19 protein-coding genes are annotated in these 22,175 nt (G+C 71.0%); 11 read left to right on the plus strand and 8 right to left on the minus strand.

Annotation, left to right across the window (positions count from 1 at the left end):
* Nucleotides 1–3 precede the first annotated feature (3 nt).
* Nucleotides 4–1,008, minus strand: a complete 1,005-nt coding sequence (locus EV187_RS17875) for a LacI family DNA-binding transcriptional regulator (RefSeq protein ID WP_130354489.1) — start codon at nt 1,006–1,008, stop codon at nt 4–6.
* Nucleotides 1,009–1,180: 172 nt separating this feature from the next.
* On the opposite strand from EV187_RS17875, the gene EV187_RS17880 reads away from it, so the two are divergent.
* From EV187_RS17880 to EV187_RS17895, 4 genes are all read left to right on the plus strand, one after another.
* Nucleotides 1,181–2,281 carry a substrate-binding domain-containing protein gene (locus tag EV187_RS17880; RefSeq protein WP_130354411.1) on the plus strand — a complete coding sequence of 367 codons (1,101 nt, stop codon included), beginning with the start codon at nt 1,181–1,183 and terminating at the stop codon, nt 2,279–2,281.
* Nucleotides 2,282–2,403: 122 nt separating this feature from the next.
* Entirely contained in the window at nt 2,404–3,444 is a 1,041-nt protein-coding gene (locus EV187_RS17885) for an ABC transporter permease (RefSeq protein WP_242609695.1), read from the plus strand.
* A gap of 89 nt (nt 3,445–3,533) precedes the next feature.
* On the plus strand, nt 3,534–4,301 hold the full coding sequence (locus EV187_RS17890) for an ATP-binding cassette domain-containing protein (protein ID WP_130354490.1): 768 nt from the start codon (nt 3,534–3,536) through the stop codon (nt 4,299–4,301).
* Complete coding sequence (locus tag EV187_RS17895) at nt 4,298–4,651, plus strand: putative quinol monooxygenase (RefSeq protein WP_130354413.1); 354 nt, start codon at nt 4,298–4,300, stop codon at nt 4,649–4,651. Before EV187_RS17890 ends, EV187_RS17895 begins: the two co-directional genes overlap by 4 nt.
* Before the next feature lie 58 nt (nt 4,652–4,709).
* Here the strand turns inward: EV187_RS17895 and EV187_RS17900 are convergent, their stop codons facing one another.
* Entirely contained in the window at nt 4,710–5,669 is a 960-nt protein-coding gene (locus EV187_RS17900; protein WP_165391270.1) for an NAD-dependent epimerase/dehydratase family protein, read from the minus strand.
* 172 nt (nt 5,670–5,841) lie between these two features.
* Here EV187_RS17900 and EV187_RS17905 point away from each other — a divergent pair, with 172 nt between their 5' ends.
* Nucleotides 5,842–6,549 carry a TetR/AcrR family transcriptional regulator gene (locus tag EV187_RS17905; RefSeq protein WP_130354415.1) on the plus strand — a complete coding sequence of 236 codons (708 nt, stop codon included), beginning with the start codon at nt 5,842–5,844 and terminating at the stop codon, nt 6,547–6,549.
* A 137-nt stretch (nt 6,550–6,686) separates the two neighbouring features.
* On the opposite strand, the gene EV187_RS17910 is transcribed toward EV187_RS17905, so the two are convergent.
* Nucleotides 6,687–9,491, minus strand: coding sequence for an immune inhibitor A domain-containing protein (locus EV187_RS17910; protein ID WP_207221888.1), 2,805 nt, complete (start codon nt 9,489–9,491; stop codon nt 6,687–6,689).
* Between the two features lie 317 nt (nt 9,492–9,808).
* On the opposite strand from EV187_RS17910, the gene EV187_RS17915 reads away from it, so the two are divergent.
* Together EV187_RS17915 and EV187_RS17920 are read left to right on the plus strand one after the other, a co-directional pair.
* On the plus strand, nt 9,809–10,672 hold the full coding sequence (locus EV187_RS17915) for an alpha/beta hydrolase (protein ID WP_130354417.1): 864 nt from the start codon (nt 9,809–9,811) through the stop codon (nt 10,670–10,672).
* A gap of 85 nt (nt 10,673–10,757) precedes the next feature.
* Nucleotides 10,758–11,186, plus strand: coding sequence for a hypothetical protein (locus EV187_RS17920; protein WP_130354418.1), 429 nt, complete (start codon nt 10,758–10,760; stop codon nt 11,184–11,186).
* Nucleotides 11,187–11,202: 16 nt separating this feature from the next.
* Here EV187_RS17920 and EV187_RS17925 read toward each other — a convergent pair whose 3' ends face one another.
* The 3 genes from EV187_RS17925 to EV187_RS17935 all read right to left on the minus strand — a co-directional run bounded on the left by EV187_RS17925 (nt 11,203) and on the right by EV187_RS17935 (nt 14,075).
* A complete protein-coding gene (locus tag EV187_RS17925; RefSeq protein ID WP_341272768.1) occupies nt 11,203–11,889 on the minus strand; it encodes an HAD hydrolase-like protein in 687 nt (228 codons plus the stop codon).
* A gap of 133 nt (nt 11,890–12,022) precedes the next feature.
* Complete coding sequence (nucS, locus tag EV187_RS17930) at nt 12,023–12,718, minus strand: endonuclease NucS (protein ID WP_130354419.1); 696 nt, start codon at nt 12,716–12,718, stop codon at nt 12,023–12,025.
* A gap of 61 nt (nt 12,719–12,779) precedes the next feature.
* On the minus strand, nt 12,780–14,075 hold the full coding sequence (locus EV187_RS17935; protein WP_130354420.1) for an MFS transporter: 1,296 nt from the start codon (nt 14,073–14,075) through the stop codon (nt 12,780–12,782).
* Nucleotides 14,076–14,313: 238 nt separating this feature from the next.
* Between EV187_RS17935 and tdh the strand changes: the two genes are divergently transcribed.
* From tdh to EV187_RS17950, 3 genes are all read left to right on the plus strand, one after another.
* Nucleotides 14,314–15,357, plus strand: a complete 1,044-nt coding sequence (gene tdh / locus EV187_RS17940) for an L-threonine 3-dehydrogenase (protein ID WP_130354421.1) — start codon at nt 14,314–14,316, stop codon at nt 15,355–15,357.
* A gap of 18 nt (nt 15,358–15,375) precedes the next feature.
* Nucleotides 15,376–16,569, plus strand: a complete 1,194-nt coding sequence (locus EV187_RS17945; protein WP_130354422.1) for a glycine C-acetyltransferase — start codon at nt 15,376–15,378, stop codon at nt 16,567–16,569.
* A 296-nt stretch (nt 16,570–16,865) separates the two neighbouring features.
* Nucleotides 16,866–17,981 (plus strand): LacI family DNA-binding transcriptional regulator, encoded by a 1,116-nt coding sequence (locus EV187_RS17950; protein ID WP_130354423.1) that lies wholly within the window; start codon nt 16,866–16,868, stop codon nt 17,979–17,981.
* Here EV187_RS17950 and EV187_RS17955 read toward each other — a convergent pair.
* Entirely contained in the window at nt 17,962–19,314 is a 1,353-nt protein-coding gene (locus EV187_RS17955; RefSeq protein WP_130354424.1) for an MATE family efflux transporter, read from the minus strand. The genes EV187_RS17950 and EV187_RS17955 overlap by 20 nt on opposite strands.
* Nucleotides 19,315–19,501: 187 nt before the next feature.
* Here EV187_RS17955 and EV187_RS17960 point away from each other — a divergent pair, with 187 nt between their 5' ends.
* A complete protein-coding gene (locus EV187_RS17960; RefSeq protein WP_130354425.1) occupies nt 19,502–21,304 on the plus strand; it encodes an LVIVD repeat-containing protein in 1,803 nt (600 codons plus the stop codon).
* A gap of 107 nt (nt 21,305–21,411) precedes the next feature.
* Here EV187_RS17960 and EV187_RS17965 read toward each other — a convergent pair whose 3' ends face one another.
* Nucleotides 21,412–22,059: a DUF305 domain-containing protein gene (locus tag EV187_RS17965; protein WP_130354426.1), complete on the minus strand. Its 648-nt coding sequence runs from the start codon at nt 22,057–22,059 to the stop codon at nt 21,412–21,414.
* Nucleotides 22,060–22,175 lie beyond the last annotated feature (116 nt).

Genomic DNA, 22,175 nt, shown 5'->3' on the forward strand with positions numbered 1-22,175 from the left:
CGGTCAACCTTCCCCGCGCGGCAGGATCTCACCGGAGCCGCGCTCGATCAGTCGGGTCGGCACGATCGTACGCGCCGCTGGCTCGTGGTCGCCATCGAGGCGGGCGAACACGCGCTCGGCGGCCGTGCGCCCGATGCGCTGCGGATCCTGCGCGACGACGGTGATGCCCGGGTCGAGGAGGTCGGCGAGCGGCACGTCGTCGAAGCCCACCAGCGCGGTGTCCCGGTGCCGGCCGAGCTGTCGCAGCGCTCGGATGGCGCCGATCGTGACGAGGTTCTGGCTGCTGAAGATCGCCGTGGGCGGCGTGGGGGACTCGAGCAGCTCGAGGGTCGCGAGGCGGGCGGTCTCCTCGTCATGGAGGCCCTCGATCACCGGCACGTCGCGGGTGGCGACGCCGGCGCGGCCGAGCTCCTCGAGGAAGCCCCGGCGCCGTTCGCGCGCGGTCTGGATCACGTGCCGGTCGCCGAGGTACGCGACGCGGCGATGGCCGCGCTCGAGGAGGTGGCGGGTCGCGAGGGCCGCGCCGTCGGCGTTGTCGCTCACCACGGAGTCGGACGTGATGCCGGCGGGCTCGCGGTCGACGAACACGACCGGGGTGCCGCGCCTGAGCTCGGGGGCGAGGTAGGCCTGGCTTCCGGACACCGTGGTGAGGATGAGCCCGTCCACCCGTCGGCGGAGGAAGGCCGAGACGGCCTCCTGCTCCCGGTCGGGGTCGTCGTCGAGGCTCGAGGCGAAGACCGCGACGCCGCGCGAGAGCGCGACGTCCTCGACGGCACGGTGCACCGCACCGGCGAAGGGGTTGTCGACGCTGCCCACGAGGAGCCCGAGCGTGCGGGTGCGCCCGTCGGCGCGCCGCAGGTTGCCGGCGTGCAGGTCGGGTTGGTAGTCGAGGGTGCGGGCCGCCGCGTTGACCTTGGCGATCGTCGCGGCGGACACGTTCGGCTCCCCGTTGATCACGCGCGAGACGGTCTTCACGCCGACGCCGGCGAGCGCGGCGACATGCCGCATCGTCGGGCGCGAGCGCGCGGCATCCGGCGATGACGTCGCGTCTGACAACGATGTCACGATTCGGTCTCCAATGTGTGTGTGCGACTTGACTATACACATCAGCATGGTCTACACCTATGTTGACATCGTTGTCAGGGTGACAGCGGTTCCCCCAACAAGAGGAGATTCATCGATGAATCACGCAGCACCGCGCGCGCTCCGCCGCCGCCTCATCGCCACGGGCTCGCTGGCCGCGGTGGCAGCACTCGCCTTCACGGGATGCGCATCCGGCGCCTCGGGCGGTTCGACCGACGCCGGAGGGGACGACACCGTCGGCGTCTCGCTCATCGTGAAGACCACCACGAACCCCTTCTTCGTCGCCATGCAGGACGGCGCCGAGGCCGCAGCCGAGGACCTTGGTGTCGAGCTCACCATGGCGGCCGGCAAGGAGGACGGCGACGAGGACACCCAGATCCAGGCCGTCGAGAACGCGATCTCCAAGGGCGACGCCGGCATCCTCATCACGCCGAACGGTCCCGCCGTCGAGGACGCCTTGGTCAAGGCACGTGATGCCGGGCTCTTCGTGATCGCGCTCGACACGCCGCCCGCCGACCCCGAGTCCGTCGATATCACGTTCGCGACTGACAACTTCCTCGCGGGACAGAAGATCGGCGAGTGGACGGCGGCCAAGCTGGCCGGTGAGAAGGCCACCATCGCCATGATCGACCTGTTCGACGACAAGGTGGTGTCGGTCGACGTCGCACGCGACCAGGGCTTCCTCGACGGCATGGGCATCGATCTCGCCGATGACGCCGCGAACGGCGACGAGGAGGCCGCCGGCGCGTACAGCGGCGGCGACTACGAGATCGTCGGCAACGAGGCGTCGCAGGGCGCCGAAGACGGCGGCCGCACCGCCGCCGAGACGCTGCTCTCGAAGAACCCCGACATCAACGTCGTCTACACGATCAACGAGCCCGCCGCGTACGGCGCGTTCGAGGCGTTCAAGGCCGCCGGCGCCACCGACGGACTCATCGTGGTGTCGGTCGACGGCGGCTGCGCCGGCATCGACGCGGTCAAGGAGGGGATCATCGGGGCGACGAGCCAGCAGTACCCGGTCAAGATGGCCGAGCTCGGCGTGCAGGCGATCTACGACCTCGTCGAGTCGGGGGAGGCGCCCGAGAACACCGAGGGCCTCGACTTCTATAACACCGGGGTCGAGCTCGTCACCGACGAGCCCCAGGACGGGGTCGAGTCGATCGACACGGCCGAGGCCGCCGACATCTGCTGGGGCTGACGCTCCCGCATCACCCCGCCGGGGCGGTGCGACCCGGGCGACGGATGCCCTGACCCGATATGGGCATCCGCCGACACCGGCCGGGTCGCGCCGTCCCGCCACCAGACATCGGAGAACCAGACGTGAGTCAGCACACGACCGAGCCGCCGACGGCGGCACTCGACCTGGCCGAGGAGTTCCTCGACCGCACCACCCCGCTCAGCCGCATCCGCAACACGCTGCACCGCTATCCGGCCATCAGCCCGGCGATCGTGCTGGTGCTGTCGGTCATCGTGTTCGGACTGCTCAACGAGCGCTTCCTGAACCCGGCGAACCTGTCGCTCATCACACAGCAGGTCGCCGTGGTCGGCACCCTCGCGGTGGCCCAGACGCTCATCATCCTCACCGCGGGCATCGACCTCTCGGTCGGCGCGGTGATGGTGCTGAGCTCGATGGTGATCGCGCAGACCACCGTGCAGGCCGGGCTGCCAGCCGTGCTCGGCCTCTTCCTCGGCCTCGTGGTCGGCCTCGGCGCCGGCGCGCTCAACGGCTTCCTCGTCACCCGGCTCAAGCTGCCGCCGTTCATCGTGACCTTGGGCACCCTGAACATCTTCGTCGCGCTCACGCTGCTCTACTCGGGCGGTGCCACGGTGCGGGGCGGCGAGATGCCCGAACTCCTCACCTGGACCGGCGCCACGTTCAACGTGCTCGGCGTGAACTTCACCGTGGGCGTCGTCATGATGCTGCTGCTGTACGTGGTCATCGCGTTCATCCTCGCCAAGACCGCGTGGGGCAGGCATGTGTACGCCGTCGGCGACGACCCCGAGTCGGCCCGCCTCGCCGGCATCCGCGTCAACCGGGTGCTCATGAGCGTCTACCTCGCCGCAGGCGCGATCCTCGCGATCGGCGCGTGGATCCAGATCGGCCGCACCAACGCCGCCTCGCCCAACGCCGGCGTCGACCTCAACCTCGACTCGATCACCGCCGTCGTCATCGGCGGCACGAGCCTCTTCGGCGGTCGGGGCACCGTCTGGGGCACCCTGCTCGGCGCCCTCATCGTCGGCGTGTTCCGCAACGGACTCTCGCTCGCCGGTCTCGACGTGCTCTGGCAGACCTTCGCCGTTGGCGTGCTCATCATCGTCGCGGTCTCCGTCGACCAGTGGATCCGAAAGGTACGCAAGTGAACGCCAATGAACCGGCTGAGACGGCCGGCGACGCACACATCGACCAGGCCATCGGCGCATTCACGGGTGCCGCGGCCCCGTCGCCCGTCATCGAGGACACGCGAGTGCCGATCCTGCGGGCCCGCCGGCTCGTGAAGACGTTCGGCCGCGTGGTCGGCCTCGACGGGGTGAGCCTCGAACTCTACCCGGGAGAGGTGCTCGCCGTCATCGGCGACAACGGCGCCGGCAAGTCGACGCTCATCAAGTGCCTCACGGGCGCCGAGATCCCCGACGAGGGCGAGATCTTCCTCGACGAGAAGCCGGTGCACTTCAAGCGCCCGCAGGACGCCCGCGCCGCAGGCATCGAGACGGTCTACCAGAACCTCGCGGTGTCGCCCGCGCTCGACGTCGCCGCGAACCTCTTCCTCGGTCGCGAGGAACGGAAGAAGGGCGTCCTCGGCTCGGTCTTCCGCGTCGTGGATCAGAAGGGCATGCGGCAGAAGGCGAAGGACGAGCTGAAAGCCCTCGGCATCTCGACCCTGCAGGACGTCACGGTGCCCGTGGAGAACCTCTCGGGAGGCCAGCGCCAGGCGGTGGCCGTGGCGCGCGCCGCGGCCTTCGGCTCGAAGGTCGTCGTGCTCGACGAACCCACGGCCGCGCTCGGCGTGCGCGAGTCGAACCAGGTCCTCGAGCTCATCCGGAACCTGCGCGACCGCGGCATCCCCGTGATCCTCATCTCGCACAACATGCCGCACGTGTTCGACGTGGCCGACCGCATCCACATCCAGCGCCTCGGAAAGCGGGCCGCGACGATCACACCGGAGTCGCACTCGATGACCGACGCCGTCGCCATCATGACGGGGGCCGCGCGCGCATGAGCTGGTCGAGCGAGGACGGCCGGGTCGAGCTCATCGCCCGGTTCACCGCCCTGCCCGGGCGGGAGGAGGAGGTCGCACGCCTCCTCCTCGCGCTCACGGCCATCGTTCGCGAGGAGCCCGGATGCCTCGCGTTCGAGCCGCACCGCGTCGCGCCCGCCCCCGGGGCATCCGCCGCGACATCCGGCCCCGAGCCGATCGGCACGGGCTTCGCCGTGGTGGAGGCGTACCGCGACGAGGCGGCGTTCGCCGCGCACCTCGCCGCACCGTACGGGGCGGAGTTCAACGCGGCGCTCGCGCCCCTGATCGTGGAGGACGGCTCGGTGCTCACGTTCCTGGCACCGATCGGCTGAGCCCGGCGGCGGCGCCCTGCGCTCGACGCGGGCGCCGTCGTCGTCTGCGCCTGCGGCGTCAGGCGTGGTCGGCGCGGTAGGCGGCGACGGTGCGCTCGAGCGCTTCGGGGATCGGCGTCGCCCGCACGCCGAGGGCGGCCATGCGGCTCGAGTCGACGACGAACGGCTCCTCGAACTCGTAGGCCATCTCGACGAGCTCGCGCACGGTGGGGTTGAAGATCCCGACGGCGCGCAGGGCGGTCTTCGGCAGGCCGCCGATGCGCGGTCGGGTGCCGGCCAGCCGCGAGAACTCCTCCACCATGGCGCGGCTCGACCACGGCTCGGGGTCGTTCGGCAGGTGCCACGCGGACCCGACGACGTCGGCACGGGTGCCCAGCACGGCGAGGCCCTCGCCGATGTCGGGGAGGTAGGTGTAGTTGTGCACCAGGTCGGGGTCGCCGAACAGCGAGACCCGCCTGCCCGCGACGACGGCGTCGAGCACCCGGTCGCCGAGGGGCGAGGCGATGCCGGCGCCCGGGCCGTAGTAGTCGGACGCCCGTCCGCTCACGACCTCGACCCGACCGGCACGGTGGGCGGACCAGAGCTCGTCGGCCATCTCGAGGCGCACGCGCCCCTTGCGCGTGTGCGGATGCTGCGGACTCTGCTCGGTGAGCGGCCGCCCTCCGGGGCGGCCATACGAGTAGACGTTGTCCATGTTCACGAACCGCGCTCGCGCGGACTCCGCGGCGGCGAGCACCGCGCGCTGCAGCGGCGGGAAGTCCTCGGCCCAGCGGTGGTATTCGGGGTTCAGGGTCTGGTACACGGATGCCGCGCCCCGCGCCGCGCTCGAGGCGAACGCGGCATCCGTGGCGTCGCCCGTCACGAGCTCGACCGCGCGCAGCGCCTCACGGTCGCGACCGAGCGCCGCTCGACCGCGGCGGTTCACGAGGCGCACGGGCAGGTCGCGGCGGACGAGCGCGAGCGCCGTCGCGCGGCCGACGGGACCCGACCCGAAGACGACGTGCACGGGCCCGGTCATGCGATCATCGCCATGGCGGATCCGTCGGCCTCGTGGGCGGGTGAGACGGCCGTCGTGGGCCGACCTGCGGGATGGACCATGGAACGCATGCACCTCGTCGCGTAACTCTGCACACCGTGCAGTGATATAACACTGTACGGTGTGTTGAGATGAATCGCAAGCGTGCACGAGCATGAGGCCGGGACCCCGTCGCAGCCTCACCCATGCCGAGATCCTCGACGTGGCCTTCGACCTCCTCGAGGCCAAGGGCTTCGCCGCCGTCTCCGTGCGCGGCGTCGCCAGCGGCCTCGGCCTCACGCCGACCGCCCTGTACACCTACTACCCGAGCAAGAACGCCCTGCTCCGCGGGATGGTCGAGCACCTGCTCGCCCGCCTCGACCCCGGCGAGACCGGCGCAACGGATGCCGCCGGCGAGGCCGGTGCTCCCGGCTCCGCCGGCGTCGCCGCCGGGCGCACCCGACTGCTCGCGCTGGCACTCCGCCTGCGCGAACTCCTCACCGGACACGCGGGCGCACTCGGCCTCATCATGAGCGGCCCGCTCGACGGGCCCAACGCGATGCGCCTCAACGAGACGCTCCTCGAGTCCTTCATGGCGGCGGGGCTCGAGCTCGACGACGCCGCCCGTGCGGCATACGCGCTGCAGGTCTACGTGCTCGGCTCGATCGCGCTGGAGTCGGCGGAAGCCGACGCCGAGTCCGAGCCCGCGGACGCATCCGACCGGGCATTCGCGACGGAGGCGACGGGCGCCACGCTGTGGACCGATCTCGCGACCTTCCCGCTCAGCGAGCGCACCGAGGCGGTGGCGGCCCAGCACAACTCGACCGCCCAGTTCACGTGGGGCGTGCAGCGCCTGCTCGACGGGCTCATCGGAGTGCGCTGAGGACGAACCGCGGCGTCGTGGCGCGACGGCGTGCCATGACGGGCGGCGCGACGGACACGGCCTGCCTCCGGCGGCGGACGCGACGAGGCGCCGGCCCCTGAGGAGCCGGCGCCTCGCCGATGTCGCCGTGGGTCAGCTCACTCCGCGCTGGGCGGGGTGATGCTGATCAGGGCGCCGCGGTTGCCGTCGAGGGCCTTCTTGACGGCGATCACCGTGCCGTAGCCGACGCCGGAGTCCGCCGGGTTGCCCGACCCGAACGGGCCCAGGCCGACATTCACGCCGTCGTACGCCGGCAGGCGGTTGCCCTGCAGGTCGTAGAGCGGCGTGGTGTACTGGGCGTTGCCCACCGACGGGACGACGACCGAGGCGTCGCGATCGCGGTAGAACAGGCGTCCGTCGGACTCGCGCAGCGCGAATCCGGGGACCCAGCCCTGGTCGTCGGTGAAGGTGCTCACCGGCGTCTGCGACGCGATGTCGGTGCAGTACTCCGTGAGTGCGGCATCCGTGAAGCACTCCGTGAACGGCTGCGTGTCGACGAGGCCGAAGGCCGCGTTCGACGACTGCGCACGCGACGGCATCACGTTGAGCACCGACGGATCCACGTCCGCGGCGGTACCCGTGCGCTGCAGCGGATCGAAATGGCTGTCCACGATGAGCAGGCCGCCCTTCGCGCCGTAACTCGGGAGGGCCGCCTCGTTCGTGAGGATCTGGTTCGAGCTGCCGTACGTCGTGTCGCGGTACCAGACGAGCGCACCCGGCGCGTTGTAGGCGAGCTTCTCGACCTTCCAGGCGCCCACGCTGTACGTCGAGTTGTAGGCGTACTTCAGGCCCTCGTCGAAGCCGTCGTAGTTGCGCCACTCGACGAGGTAGTACTGCGCCTTGACCGACGTTCCGGTGTCGATGCGCCAGCCCGGGCCGGTGGTCGTGGTGAACGAGGCGACCTCGGTCTCCCAGCCGTTCTCGCCGCCCTCGACGTCGTCGCTCCACACCTCGGCGCCCGCACTCGTGAGTGCGAAGTCGTCGGAGAACCAGCCGCGGTCCTGGAACGCGGCATCCGTCGCCAGGCGCAGGCGCACCTGCACCGTCGTGCCGGCGAACGACGAGAGGTCGATGTAGTGGTGCGCCCAGCCGTGCGAGTCACCCGTGAGGCCGTACTTCTTGTTCCCGTAGTCGGCCATGCGGCCGTTCGGGTCGGCGTAGGCGTCGCTCGTCGAGACCTCGGTGCCGTTCTCGGCGTAGACCTTCTGCTCGGTCCACGTCAATCCGCCGTCGGCCGAGACCTCCACGAAGCCGTAGTCCCAGTCCGCCTCGATGACGTAGTTGTTCCACATCCAGAACTTCGCGTCGGCGGGGACGTTCTCGACCGTACGGCCCAGGCGCAGGTCGGCCCAGTCCTGGTCGGCACCGGTGTACCACATGTTCTCACCGCTGTGCGGCTCGGCCAGGGTGACCACCTTGTCGGGCAGGTTGACCTTGACGCCGTCCTGCGTGCCCTTCTGCGGCCGTGAGGTCTGACCCACCTTGACCGTGGTCGGGTCGTCGCCGGGGTTCACCTCCACCGGATCGGCCCAGCCGAGCACCCACTTGTCCCAGAGGCCCATGTGGGTCGGCATCGACTGGAAGATCGGGCCCGAGTGCGAGCCGGAGCTCATGAGGTCCCAGAAATCGACGTCGGAGCTGCCGGCGCCGGACGTGTCGTAGAGGTCGGGCAGGCCGAGGTCATGGCCGTACTCGTGGGCGAACACCCCGACGCCCGAGTCCTCGGGCTGCACGATGTAGTTCGACAGCGTGAGGTCGGTGCCTGGGATGGGAGCGCCGCCGGCGACAGCCGATGAGTGGGCCCAGATGGCGTACGTGCCCTCGGCGCCGCCGCCGCCGGACTTGTCCTCGCCGGCGTGCACGAGCACGACGTGGTCGATCACGCCGTCGGGCTCGAGCACGTTGCCGTCGTCGTCGCGGTCGCCCTGGTCCTCGATGTCGTAGTCCGCCCAGGGGAAGTCGGGCTGCGCGTCCGCGAGCGCCGCGACGGCGTCGATCGGCAGCTGGCCCGGGCCGAGCGGGTTGTCGGGGTGACCCTGCATGTCCTGGATGGCGCCCGCCTCGTACTCGCCGGCCTCGTTCTGGAAGCAGAGGCTCGCGCCGTAGTAGGCCTCGGAGTGGGGCACGGTGACCCACGGCGTGGCCGAGCCGTGCACGGTGTAGGCGCCGCGCGACATCTCCTCGTACATGTTCTTCATCGTGTAGCCGGAGATGTCGAAGCCGGGCTTGCCATCGGGTCCCGTGAGGTCGGTGCGCACTCGCTCGGTGATGCCCTCGTCGGTGAACAGCATCGCGTTGAAGTGCTCGGAGGAGAAGTCCGGCACCCACATCGAGTTGTTGTCCTCGAGGTCGTAGTCGGCCGGGTTCGGGATGTTGTTGTGGAGCGGTCCGCTCTGCACGTCGCCCGGCTTGCACTCCGTCGAGCCGAACTCGGTCGGCACGTACGAGCCGGAGAAGTCGTCCTGCGCGTCCTCGTCGAACTCGACGAGGATCGTGAGGAGCTTCGCCTCCTGCGTCGACGACGCCTGCTTGGCGTTCTTCAGCTCCTTCGGGCTCTTGCCGGTCGTGATCGACTTCGCCTCCAGCTTCGCGAGTCCGCGAGCGGCGACCGGGTTGCCCTGGCCGAACTTGCGGTCCAGCGCGTCGGCCTTCTCGATCGCGGCATCCGCCCCCGCGGTGCTGCGACCCGCAGCGTCGGCGACGACCTCCTCATCCGTGCCGAAGGCCTCCTCGGCGCGGGGCGAGACGTAGTTCATGTAGTACTCGTCGTCGCCGATCACCGGCGCAGCGACGTGCGATGGCGCAGCCGATGCCGTGGTCGCACCCATGGTCGCCAATCCGGCGGCCGCGAGCGCGAGCACGGGAATCGTCGCCACCACGCGCCTGCGCGCGCGAGTGGTCATTCCAATCATGCTTCTCCCTCCGAATGCGCCGGGGGATGACCCCGGCGCACGAAACAACGCCCCCCGTTCGAGGGCGTAAGCGGCATCCTGCCGTGCCGTGCGCGCTCGATGGAACCCCTTTCCCGAATCTGTGGAGAGAGACGCAGATCCATTGCGTGCGGCGCACGAATCGGCCGGGCCGCCGCCGGAGGAGTTGCGGCTGCGTCGACGTGAACAGCGCGTTACAGAACCCCGGAGGGGTCTGGTCGTGCGGTGCCGGCGGGCATAGCCTGAGCCGGGGCCGGGAAGCCCGCGGCCGACGGCGAGAGGATCCACCGATGAGCGAACAGGCAGCCCCGACCCTGGCCGACTGGGAACGCGCGGAGATCGACCGGGCGAACGCCTCCGAGCTCACGCCCGTCGTCTTCGTGCACGGCCTGTGGCTGCTCTCCAGCAGCTGGCAGCCCTGGCGCGACTTCTTCGAGGACAACGGGTTCATCACCCTCGCGCCGGGCTGGCCCGACGACCCCGACACCGTCGCCGAGGCCCGCGACCATCCCGAGGCGTTCGCGAGGAAGATGGTGCAGGAGGTCACCGACCACTACCTCGCGGCGATCGCCCTGCTCGACCAGGCGCCCGTCGTCGTCGGCCATTCGTTCGGGGGCCTCATCGCCCAGAAGATCGCGGGAGCCGGCGTCGCGGCGGCCACGGTCTCGATCGACAACGCGCCCTTCAAGGGCGTGCTGCCGTTGCCGGCCTCGTCGCTGAAGTCGGCGGCACCGGTGCTCGCCAACCCGGCCAACGCCGGCCGCGGCGTCTCGCTCACCTTCGACCAGTTCGCCTACGGCTGGGCCAACGCCCTCGACGAGGTCGAGGCGCGGCAGCTCTACGAGACCTTCCACGTGCCCGCGGCCGGAGCCCCGCTCTTCCAGGCCGCCTTCGCCAACTTCAACCCGTTCGGCGGCGAGACGGCGGTCGACTCGAAGAATCCCGAGCGCGGCCCCATGCTCATCATCGGCGGCGAGCTGGACCACACCGTGCCCCCGGCGATCACGAACGCGAGCTATCGCATCCAGTCGAGGAATCCCGGCACGACCACCGAGGTCACCATCCCCGGCCGCGGGCACTCACTCACGATCGATTCGGGTTGGCGCGAGGTCGCCGACGAGGCGCTCGCGTTCGTGCAGCGGTTCATCCAGTAGCGATCGGATGCCGCCCGCCGTCGTCGCGCGCCGCCCTCCCGGTCGTCCCCGGCGCGGCGTACGATCGGTCGCGGGGGTGGTTCGGATGCGTGGGATCCGGGGGTGGCACGGGCGAGGCCGCGTCGCGGCATCCGTCACCGTCGCATCGCTGCTGGCGACGGGCGCGATCGGACTCACAGCCTGCTCGTCGGGCGGTTCCACGGGCGGGTCGTCGGCGCTGCCGCCGGTGATCGTCGAGATCGACGCACTGGAGGGCACGACGGTCGAGGTGCCCGAGGGCGGGACGGTCGACCTGACCGGCGACGACGAGACCTCCACAGCGTGGACGGCCGACATCGCCGATCCCGAGGTCGTCGAGTTCGTGCCGGGGCGTGACGACGGCAGCGCGCAGTTCAACCCGGGCCTCACGGCGACGTCCGTCGGCGAGACCGACGTGACGCTCGAGAACGGCGAGACCGGCGACGCCGTGACGTTCACGGTCGAGGTCGTGCCGAAGGACACGGGCGGGTACTGAGCGCTAGCGCGCCTCGTCAGCCCAGCAGCAGGTTGCGCAGCTGGTCGGTCGAATGCACGACCGCCATCGCGTCGCTCGCCTCGGCGGGGGAGCCGTAGCCCCACTCGACGAGGATCGTCGGCACGCCGTTCGCGCCGGCGCCGAGCGTGTCGTAGCCGCGGTCGCCGACCATCACCGGATTGGAGACGTCGACACCCCGCTCCCGCAAGCGCCGCAGCGCCTCGCGCACGACGTCGGCCTTGGTGCTGAGCTCCTCGTCGTCGCTCGCGCCCGTGATCTCGGTGAAGTACGGGGTGAGGCCGGCGTGGTCGAGCACCTCGCGGGCCATCGACTCGGGCTTGGAGGTCGCGAGCGCGACGGGGACGCCGGCGGCATGCAGGCGCTCGAGGACGCCGGCGACGCCGGGGAAGACGGGGGAGCGCAGCACGTGGTCGGCGTAGTGGTCGCGGTAGACGTTGAGCGCCTCCCAGGCCTCGGCGTCGTCGAAGCCGGCGGTGAGGCGGAGGCTGTCGAGCAGCGGGGGGCCGACGTAGGAGCGGAGCACCTCATCGGAGGGCACGTCGAGTCCGAGCTCCTTGAACATGTGCGCGAGGGACGCGGTGATGTCCGAGGCCGAGTCGACGATCGTGCCGTCGAGGTCGAACAGCACGGCCGACCAGGTGCGCTGCGGCGCGAGGGTCTGGGTGGGCATGGGGGAAGTCACCGTGACATCCTACGGGGGCATTCCCTGAGCGTTTCTCAGGAACCGAACGACATTCGTGTTTCGAACGCCCCAACCGCACTCGGCGCCGAGCACCGAACCGGCTCATCGAGCTTCAGAACCGGCTCATCGAGCTTCAGAACAGGCGGGCGTGGCCGCTCTCGATGCCGCGCATCGCGTCGTAGTCGAGCACCACGCAGCGGATGCCGCGGTCCTCCGCGAGCGTGCGCGCCTGCGGCTTGATCTCCTGCGCGGCGAAGACGCCGCGTACGGGCGCGAGGCGCGGATCGCGGTTCATGAGCTCGAGGTAGCGAGTGAGCTGCTCGACGCCGTCGATGTCGCCGCGGCGCTTGAGCTCGACCGCGACCGAGGCGCCCGAGGCATCCGTCGCGAGGATGTCGACCGGGCCGATCGCGGTCATGTACTCGCGGCGCACGAGCCGGTGTCCCTCGCCGAGGAGCTCGATCTGCTCGGCCAGCAGCTGCTGCAGGTGCGCCTCGACGCCGTCCTTCTGCAGGCCGGGGTCGGCGCCGAGCTCGTGCGCCGAGTCGTGCAGCACCTCGTGGATCGACACGACGAGCTGGTCGGCGGTCTTCTTGTGGGTGACCTTCCACAGCTCGACGACCCCGGCGGCCCGCTGGTCGTCGTCGGGCTCGGCCGCCTCGAGCGTGCACGGGGGGCTCATCCAATTGAGGGGCTTGTAGCTGCCGCCGTCGGAGTGCACGAGCAGGCTGCCGTCGCCCTTGACCATCAGCAGTCGCGTCGCGAGCGGCAGATGGGCGGAGAGCCGCCCCGCGTAGTCGACGGAGCAGCGGGCGATGACGAGGCGCACCTGTCGAGTGTACGGCGACCGGATGTCGCGGAACGTCGCCGGTGACGCAGGCGACCGGGTGTCAGGCCGTGACCCGTGCCCTCGGCCCGGTCTGCTCCCGCGCCGCGGGTGCCGCGACGCCGGCGAGCACCATGAGGCCGAGGATCACGAGCAGCGCGTTGAGGATGCCGAACTGCTCGCCGAGGAAGCCGAGGAACGGCGGGCCCGCGAGGAAGGCGCAGTAGCCGATGATCGCCACGGCGCTCACGCGGGAGGCCGCGAGGCGGCGGTCGGTCACGTCGGCGGCCGCCGACATGCCGACGGGGAAGCCGAGCGAGCAGCCGACGCCCCAGAGCACGGTGCCGACGATGAGCATCCACGTCTCGGTGCTGAAGATGAACAGGCTGAGGCCGACCACGCCGGTGGCGGCGAGGACCTGCAGCACCGGCACGCGGCCGAATCGGTCGAGCACCGGGCCGCCGAGCACGCGCGCGGCCGTCATCGCCACCGTGAAGACGGTGAAGATCGCCGCGCCGACGGTCGCGTCGAAGTGGTGGCCGTCGACGACCGCCAGGGCGAGCCAGTCGTTGGCGCCGCCCTCGGCGAACGACATGCCGAGCATGACCACGCCGATGAGGAGCAGGCGCCCGTCGCCCCAGACCGCGAGGCTCTCTCGCAGGCGCTGCCGCCAGGGCACGCTCGGAGCGTCGTGGTGCGGGTGGTCTCCGAGCTCCTCACGGATGGGCACGTACCGCACGGCGACGATCACCGCGCCGATGATGAGCAGCGCGATGACCGCGAGGTGGATCGTGATCGAGATGCCGAGAGCGGATGCCGCGGCGGCGATGCCGGCGCCGGCCACCGTGCCGAAGCTGAAGAACGCGTGCATGAGCGGCATGAGCGTCTTGCCGATCTCGCGTTCGGCCTCGGCGCCCTCGACGTTCATCATCACGTCGACGGAACCGTTCCCGAATCCGAAGAGCACGAGCCCGATCACGACGAGCGGGATCGACGGCAGGATCGAGCCGCCCACGCCCACGAAGACCAGGCCGACCGACACGGTCACGAGCACGCCGATCATGCCGGTGCGCGTGCCGAATCGCGCCATCAGCCACGGCGCCGCGATGAGGCCGAGCACCGACCCGGCTGCTCCGCCCAGGATGACGAGTCCGACGCCCTGGGTGCTGAGGCCGGTGTCGTCGCGCACCACGGGGATGCGGGCGACCCAGCTCGCCATGCTGAGGCCCGAGAGGAAGAAGATCGCGAAGACCGCGTTGCGCCAGGCGAGGAGCTCGCGTCGCGGTCGAGCGGCCTCCGCGGGGCGGCCGCCGTCGTGGCTCTCGGCCAGGACGGATTCGTCGTCTCGGTGCTGCGACATCACTGCCTCGTCGTCGAAGGTGGGGCCGATCGGCCGGAACGTCCAGGTGGTCGGATCCAGTGTAGTCGAATCGATTCGATCCGCAACGTCGACCGCGGCTCGGAGTCCACGGCGGCCGCGTCATCCGCTTCGCCCCGTGACTACGATGTACGGGTCACCTCGACGCGCGCCGTGACCCTCGGTGCACGAGCTCGGCACCGCAGACCCCGCGGCGCCCGTACGAAACGGACACCTGCCAATGAAGGCCCTCTACAAGCCCGCGCCCGGCGCCGGCCTCGAACTCGTCGACCGGCGGGAGCCGGAGACGGGACCGGCGGACGTCAAGATCCGGGTGCTGCGCACCGGCATCTGCGGCACCGACCTGCACATCGAGCGGTGGGACGACTGGGCCGCCGCCGAGATCCGGGCGCCGCTGATCCCGGGCCATGAGTTCTACGGCGAGGTCGTCGAGGTGGGCGAGCTCGTGCACGACGTGGCCCCGGGCGACCACGTGTCGGGCGAGGGCCACATCGTGTGCGGCATGTGCCGCAACTGCCGAGCGGGCCGCCGCCAGATGTGCATCCGCACCAAGGGCGTGGGCCTGCACCGCGACGGGGCGTTCGCGGAGTACGTCGTCATCCCGGGCGAGAACGTGTGGGTGCACCACGCGTCGGTCGAGCCCGAGGTCGGCGCGATCTTCGACCCGTTCGGCAACGCCGTGCACACCGCGCTCGCGTTCTCGCTGGTCGGCGAGGACGTGCTCGTCACGGGCTGCGGCCCCATCGGCCTCATGTCGATCGCCGTCGCCCGCCACGTCGGCGCGCGCTTCATCGTCGCGAGCGACGTGAGCCCCGCGCGCCTCGAGCTCGCCCTGAAGATGGGGGCGGATGCCGCGGTCGACGTGTCGCGGGAGCGCATCCACGACGTGCAGCCGAAGCTCGGCATGCGCGAGGGGTTCGACGTCGGGTTCGAGATGAGCGGAGCGGCATCCGCACTGCCCCAGATGATCGAGAACATGAACCACGGCGGACGCATCGCGCTGCTCGGCCTGGCGTCGGAACCCTACGCGATCGACTGGGGCAAGGTCGTGACGCACATGCTCACCATGAAGGGCATCTACGGCCGTGAGATGTTCGAGACGTGGAACTCGATGAGCGCGATGCTGCAGACCAGCGAGACGCTGCGCTCGCGGATCGCGTCGATCATCAGCGACCGCTACCCGGCGCGCGACTGGCGCGCCGCCTTCGACGCCGCGGCCTCGGGCGGGGTCGGCAAGGTCATCCTCGACTGGACCGAGCTGTAGGAACAGGAGCTGTCGGACATGTACGGAACGGTGAAAGAGCAGCTGCGGACGGAGCTCGACGAGATCGAGGCGGCCGGGCTCACGAAGCGGGAGCGCGGCATCCGCGGGCCGCAGTCGTCGGAGATCGAGGTCGCCGGACGCGAGGTGCTGAACTTCTGCGCGAACAACTACCTCGGGCTCGCGAACGACCCGCGCATCGTCGCCGCCGCGCACCGCGGCCTCGACGAGTGGGGCTACGGACTCGCGAGCGTGCGGTTCATCTGCGGCACGCAGGAGCTGCACCTGGAGCTCGAGCGGCGGGTGTCGGAGTTCCTCGGCTACGACGACACGATCCTGTTCTCGTCGTGCTTCGACGCGAACGGGGGCGTCTTCGAGGTGCTCTTCGGGCCGGATGACGCGATCATCTCCGACGAGCTCAACCACGCGTCGATCATCGACGGCATCCGCCTGTCGAAGGCTCGGCGCTACCGCTACAAGAACCGCGACATGGCCGACCTCGAGGCCCGGCTGCAGGAGGCGTCCGATGCGCGACGGCGCGTGATCGTGACCGACGGCGTGTTCTCGATGGACGGCTACATCGCCCCGCTGCAGGAGATCTGCGACCTCGCCGAGCGGTACGAGGCCCTGGTCTTCGTCGACGACTCGCACGCCGTGGGGTTCGTCGGCGAGCACGGACGCGGCACGCCCGAGTACTGCGGCGTCGAGGGTCGAGTCGACATCACGACGGGCACGTTCGGCAAGGCGCTCGGCGGGGCATCCGGCGGCTACGTGGCGGCGCGTGCCGAGATCGTGGCGCTGCTCCGCCAGCGGGCGCGTCCCTACCTCTTCTCGAACACGCTCGCTCCCGCGATCGTCTCCGGCACGCTGCAGGCGCTCGAACTGCTCGAGCAGTCGGGTGAGCTGCGTGTCACCCTGCGGTCGAACGCGGCGCTCTTCCGCGCGCTCATGGAGGCCGAGGGCTTCGACCTGCTGCCCGGCGAGCACCCCATCGTGCCCGTGATGTTCGGCGACGCCGCCCTCACGGCGCGCATCGCCGACGCCCTGCAGGCGAAGGGCGTGTACGTCACCGCGTTCAGCTTCCCGGTCGTGCCGCGCGGCGCAGCGCGCATCCGGGTGCAGTTGTCGGCGGCGCACTCGGAGGACGAGATCCGCCGGTGCGTCGCGGCGTTCGCGGCGGCGCGCGACGAGGTGACGGCGGCCGCGCCGGCGTGACGGCGCTCGCGCGGGCGGACGGCGCCCGGCGCGGCCGGCGCGGATGCTTCACCCAAGCGAGATGACGCGAACGGTCGCTCTTCCAGGTGCGAAGCGGCAGTTCGCGTCATCTCGGCGAGGGTGTGCATCGCCAGCGGTGCCCGCAACGCAGGAGTTTCGGGACCCGTGACCCGCTGACCGGAGGGAGGGCGCCCGATCTCCTGAATTGCGCCGGCCGAGCCGCCATGCGATGCCGAGCGGCCGCCGTGGTACCGCGCCCCAGCCCGCTCGAATCGATTCGGCCTAGAATCAGCCCCATGCAGACGGATCCCGCACCGCGGACCGCCCCGATCACCCGTCCCACGCTCGCCGACGTGGCGGCGCTGGCCGGCGTCTCGGCGTCCACGGCCTCGCTCGCCTACAGCGGCTCCGGCCCGGTGTCGGATGCCACGAAGGAGCGCGTGCTCGCCGCGGCATCCGAGCTCGGCTACGCCGGCCCCGACCCCCGCGGGCGCTCGCTGCGCCGCGGCCGCTCGGGCATCGTGGGCGTGGTGCTCGAGGAGCGCGTGCGCGCGGCCTTCCTCGATCCCGTGAAGATCCAGATGCTCGACGGCATCACCGAGGGAATCGCGCCGCTCGGCGCGGGCCTCCTCCTGCTCACGGACACCGGTGAGGAGGGCGGCAACGCCGTCGGCATCGAGAGCGCACCCGTCGATGCGGTGGTGCTGGTCGGATGCAGCCCGCGGCTCGGGCATTCCGTCGAGGCGCTGCGTCGCCGCGGCATCCCGGCCGTCGCCATCGAGGGCGCGACCGGAGACGACGTGCCCCAGATCTCCATCGACAACCGCGAGGCGACCCGACGCGGCGCCGAGTACCTGCGCGACCTCGGGCACACGGATGTCGCGCTCGTCACGCTCCCATTCGACGCCGCCCGCACGCGCGGCCCCTTGACGCCCGACCTCGAGCGCGGCAGCACCGCGGACACCGCCAGCGAGCGGCTGCTCGGCGCTCGCGACGTGTTCCCGCACGCCACCGGCCGTGCCGCCGCGGTGAGCTCGATCGAGGAGGGCCTCGAGGCCGGGCGCGCACTGCTCGCCGACCCGGCCCACCGCCCCACTGCGGTCATCGCGCAGAGCGACCTGCTCGCGGCCGGCGTGATCCAGGCCGCCGAGGAGCTCGGCGTGGCCGTGCCCGCGGAACTCAGCGTGCTCGGATTCGACGGCATCCGCGTCGACGGCCTGCAGCACGACCTGACGACCCTCGTGCAGCCGTCGGTCGCGAAGGGCCGCGCGGCGGGCGAGGCCGTGGTGCAGCTGCTCGCGGGCGAGCCGCCCGAGTCGGTCTGCTTCACGAGCACGCTCCACGTCGGCGACACCACGGGCCCGCCACCCCGTTCGCCGTCGGCGGCGGGCGCTACGCCGTCGCGCCCGTGACCATCCAGGTCGACCCGTGCGCCCGCACCGACAGCGTGATCGCGCGGGCGGCGAGGTAGCCGATCGCGAACGACGCCGTGAGCCACGCGAGCGATGCGGCGCCCGGGAGGCCCGCGGCATCCGCCCACCACACCGTGCCGAGCGCGAGCGGGACGAACACGGCGAGGTTCACGAGGCCCGTCCACGCGAGGTAGCGCGCGTCGCCGGCGCCGATGAGCACGCCGTCGAGCACGAACACGAGCCCGCCGAGCGGCGCCGAGAGGCCGAGCACCACGAGCGACGGCGGCAGCAGCGCGGCGACCTCGGCCGACGAGGTGAACAGGGCAGGCAGCACCCAGGCCGTCGCGACCACGATCGCGCCGAGCACCGCACCCGACCAGATGCCCCATTCGACGCAGCGACGCAACACGGCCCGCACATGCGCCACGTCGCTCGACCCGAGCCCCTTGCCGATGAGCGCCTGCGCGGCGATCGCGAGCGCGTCGAGCGCGAAGCCCAGCGTGAAGTAGATCGTGATGGCGACCTGGTACGCCGCGAGCTCGTCTCGGCCGAGCGAGGTCGCCGCCCACGTCGCGAGCAGCAGCGCGACCCGCAGGCTCAGCGTGCGCAGGAACAGCCACCCGCCCGACCTCGCCCCGTGCAGGACGCCCGCGTGGTGCGGCCACGGGCTCGCACCGACGCGCCGCACGTGCCGGGCGATGACCACGAGGTACACCACGACCATGCCCCACTGGGCGATGACGGTGCCGATGGCCGAGCCCGCGATGCCCCAGCCGAACCCGTAGATGAAGAGCGCGTTGAGCCCGATGTTGGCCGTGAACCCGAGACCGGCGACCCAGAGCGGCGTGCGCGTGTCCTGCAGGCCGCGCAGCAGGCCGGTGGCGGCGAACACCACGAGCATCGCCGGCAGGCCGGCCATCGAGATCGAGAGGTACGCGGATGCCTCGGCCGAGACCGCCGCCGACGCGCCGAAGAGCTGGACCAGCCACGGCGTCGCCGCCCAGCCCGCGAGCGCGAGCACCGCACCGAGCCCGAGCGCGAGCCACAGCCCGTCGACCCCGGCCGCCACCCCTGCGCGCTCGTCGCCCGCGCCGAGACGGCGGGCCACCGCCGGTGTCGTGGCGTAGGCCAGGAACACCATGAGGCCGATGATCGTCTGCAGCACCGCGCTGGCGAGGCCGAGGCCCGCCAGGGGCGTGGCGCCGAGGTGCCCCACCATCGCCGTGTCGGCGAGCAGGAACAGCGGCTCGGCGACGAGCGCGCCGAGCGCGGGCACGGCGAGGCGCAGGATGTCGCGGTCGACCGCGCGGGCAGATCGGGTGGTGGTGCTCATGCGCCTTCGAGCCTATGCGCGCGGACCGACCGCGGTACCGGAAAACGCATGCTGCGCTCGTACCCCGTTTCCCGATACGTTGGTGAACAGTTCGGCCCTCGGGGCCGCGAGCAGCACGACGTCGTGCGGCTCGCTCGTCGGAGGGCATCGATCGCTCGGAGAAGCGCGAAGAGAGAGGGCACCACCGATGAGAACCTCACACCGACCACCACGATCGCGCAGGCGAGCGCTCGCCGCCGCCGGAGCACTGCTGCTCGGCGCGTCCCTGCTGACGGCCACCGCGGCCGCCGCCGACACCGACCCCCGCGTCGACCTCCCGCCGGGATACCTCGACGCGGTCACGGCGACGAGCAACATCGAGCTCCTGGCGAGCCTCCCTCGCGTCGCACCGTTCGACGCGGCCCCCGGCAACTTCGGCTTCGTGAACTCCGACCTGGCGTTCACCGGTGACCACGCCATCGTCGGCAACTTCAACGGCTTCCAGGTCTACGACATCGCGGATGCCGAGGCTCCGACGCTGCGCTCCGCGTTCGTGTGCCCCGGCGGCCAGGGTGACGTGTCGGTCTACGGCGACCTGCTCTTCATGTCGGTCGAGGAGACCCGCGGCCGGATCGACTGCGGCACCCAGGGCGCTCCCGGTCCGGTGAACACCGAACGCTTCCGCGGCGTGCGCATCTTCGACATCAGCGACATCGACAACCCCGTGCAACTGCCCGGCGTGCAGACGTGTCGCGGTTCGCACACGCACACGCTCGTGACCGATCCCGACGACCCTGCCAACGTCTACATCTACAACTCGGGCACCTCTGGCGTCCGGTCGTCGGCGGAGCTCGCGGGCTGCGAGAACGCGGCACTCACCACTGCGCCGGTGACCACGGGCAACCCCACGCAGTGGCGCATCGACGTCATCAAGGTGCCGCTCGCGGCGCCCCAGACGGCCGCGATCGTCAGCCAGCCGAGGATCTTCACCGACCCGACCACGGGCGCGTACAACGGCCTGCAGAACACGCAGTCCGGCACGCTGCACCCGAGCGGCACGCCGTACAGCCCGCTGCCGAACACGAACACGTGCCACGACGTCACGGCGTTCCCCGAGATCGGGCTCCTCGCGGGCGCGTGCCAGGGCAACGGCCTCCTCGTCGACATCTCCGACCCGGCGAATCCGGTGCGGATCGACGCGGTCGCCGACCCGAACTTCTCGTACTGGCACTCGGCGACGTTCAACAACGACGGCACGAAGGTGATCTTCACCGATGAGTGGGGCGGCGGCACGTCCGCTCGCTGCCGGGTGACCGACCAGCCGCAGTGGGGCGCCGACGCGATCTTCGACATCGTCGACGGCAAGCTGCAGTTCGCGAGTTACTACAAGCTCCCGGTTCCGCAGACGTCGCAGGAGAACTGCGTCGCCCACAACGGCTCGATCGTGCCGGTTCCGGGTCGCGACATCATGGTGCAGGCCTGGTACCAGGGCGGGTTGTCGGTCATCGACTTCACCGACACGGCCAACCCGACCGAGATCGCCTACCTCGACCGTGGGCCGATCAACACGCCGAACCCGACGGGACTCAACCTCGGCGGGTACTGGTCGACGTACTGGTACAACGGGAACGTGCTCGGCAGCGAGATCGCGCGCGGCTTCGAGAGCCTGGCCTTCACGCCGAGCGACCACCTGTCGGCCAACGAGATCGCCGCGGCCGGGGAGATCCAGCTCGACGAGTTCAACGCACAGCTCCAGACGAAGCTGGTGCACGCCCCGAGCTTCGCCGTCGCACGGTCGTACGTCGACCAGGCGGCGCGCGACGGCAGCCTGAGCGGCAACGCGCTGAAGCAGGTGAACAAGTCCATCGACCAGGCCGAGAAGCTGGCGGGCGAGTCGGCCAGTGCCGCCGCCATCGCGGCGCACCTCGACACGGCGGCTCGCACGTCGGGCGCTCCGGCCGATTCGAACCTCGTGCAGGCGCTCGACGCGCTCGCCGGGACGTTCGGCTGATTCCGTTCGGGGAGGCCGGTTCCGGCCGGCCTCCCCACTCGATGACGATGCCCGGTGGTCCGCGGATCACCGGGCATCGTCACGTCCGCCCGCCGCCGCGGCGCGGATCAGGACGCGCGTTCGGCGAGCATCTCCTGCATTCGGGCGATCTCGATGCCCTGGTCGGACTCGACGTGACGCGCGAACTGGTCGATCGCCGACTCCTGGCCGCCGCCGGAGGCGTAGAGCTCGTCGACCATCTGCAGGGCACCCTGGTGGTGCTGGATCATGGACTCGAGGAACAGCCGGTCGAACGTGCTGCCGTCGGCCGCCTCGAGGCGCGCGAGCTGCTGCTCCGTGAGCATCCCGGGCATCTCGTGCCCCTCGGCATGCCCGTCGTGGTCGCCGTCACGCAGCGGCTGGACCCGGTCCTGGAGCCACTGCACGATGAGGTCGAGCTCGCCCTCCTGGCTGATCTGCATCCGCTCGGCGAGCAGCCGGATGTCGCGGTCATCGGTTCGGGCGTCCACGAAGCCGGTCATCACGATGGCCTGGGAGTGGTGATCGATCATGTCTCGCATGAACGTCACGTCCTCCTCGACGAACGTCGGCGCCCCGAGCTGGCCCGCCTCCTCGGGCGAGAGGGTGCGGTTCGGCTGGCCGGGTGCTCCGAGCTGCACGACCGGACCGCTCGGCGCGGGATCGGCCTCCGCCGTGCACGCCGTCAGGCCGAGCGCGAGCACGACCATCGTTCCCAGTCGCCAGGACCGCCCCATCGCCGTCACCCTGTACCTCGTCCTCGATTCGAAGGGGCTCGGCGAACGCCGGTGCACCGATCGCCTGTGACCCCTGGATGACCTCCAGTCAAGCCGAAATCCTCCGTGGACGCGAG

The organism is Agromyces ramosus (assembly GCF_004216665.1).
Classification (GTDB): domain Bacteria; phylum Actinomycetota; class Actinomycetes; order Actinomycetales; family Microbacteriaceae; genus Agromyces; species Agromyces ramosus.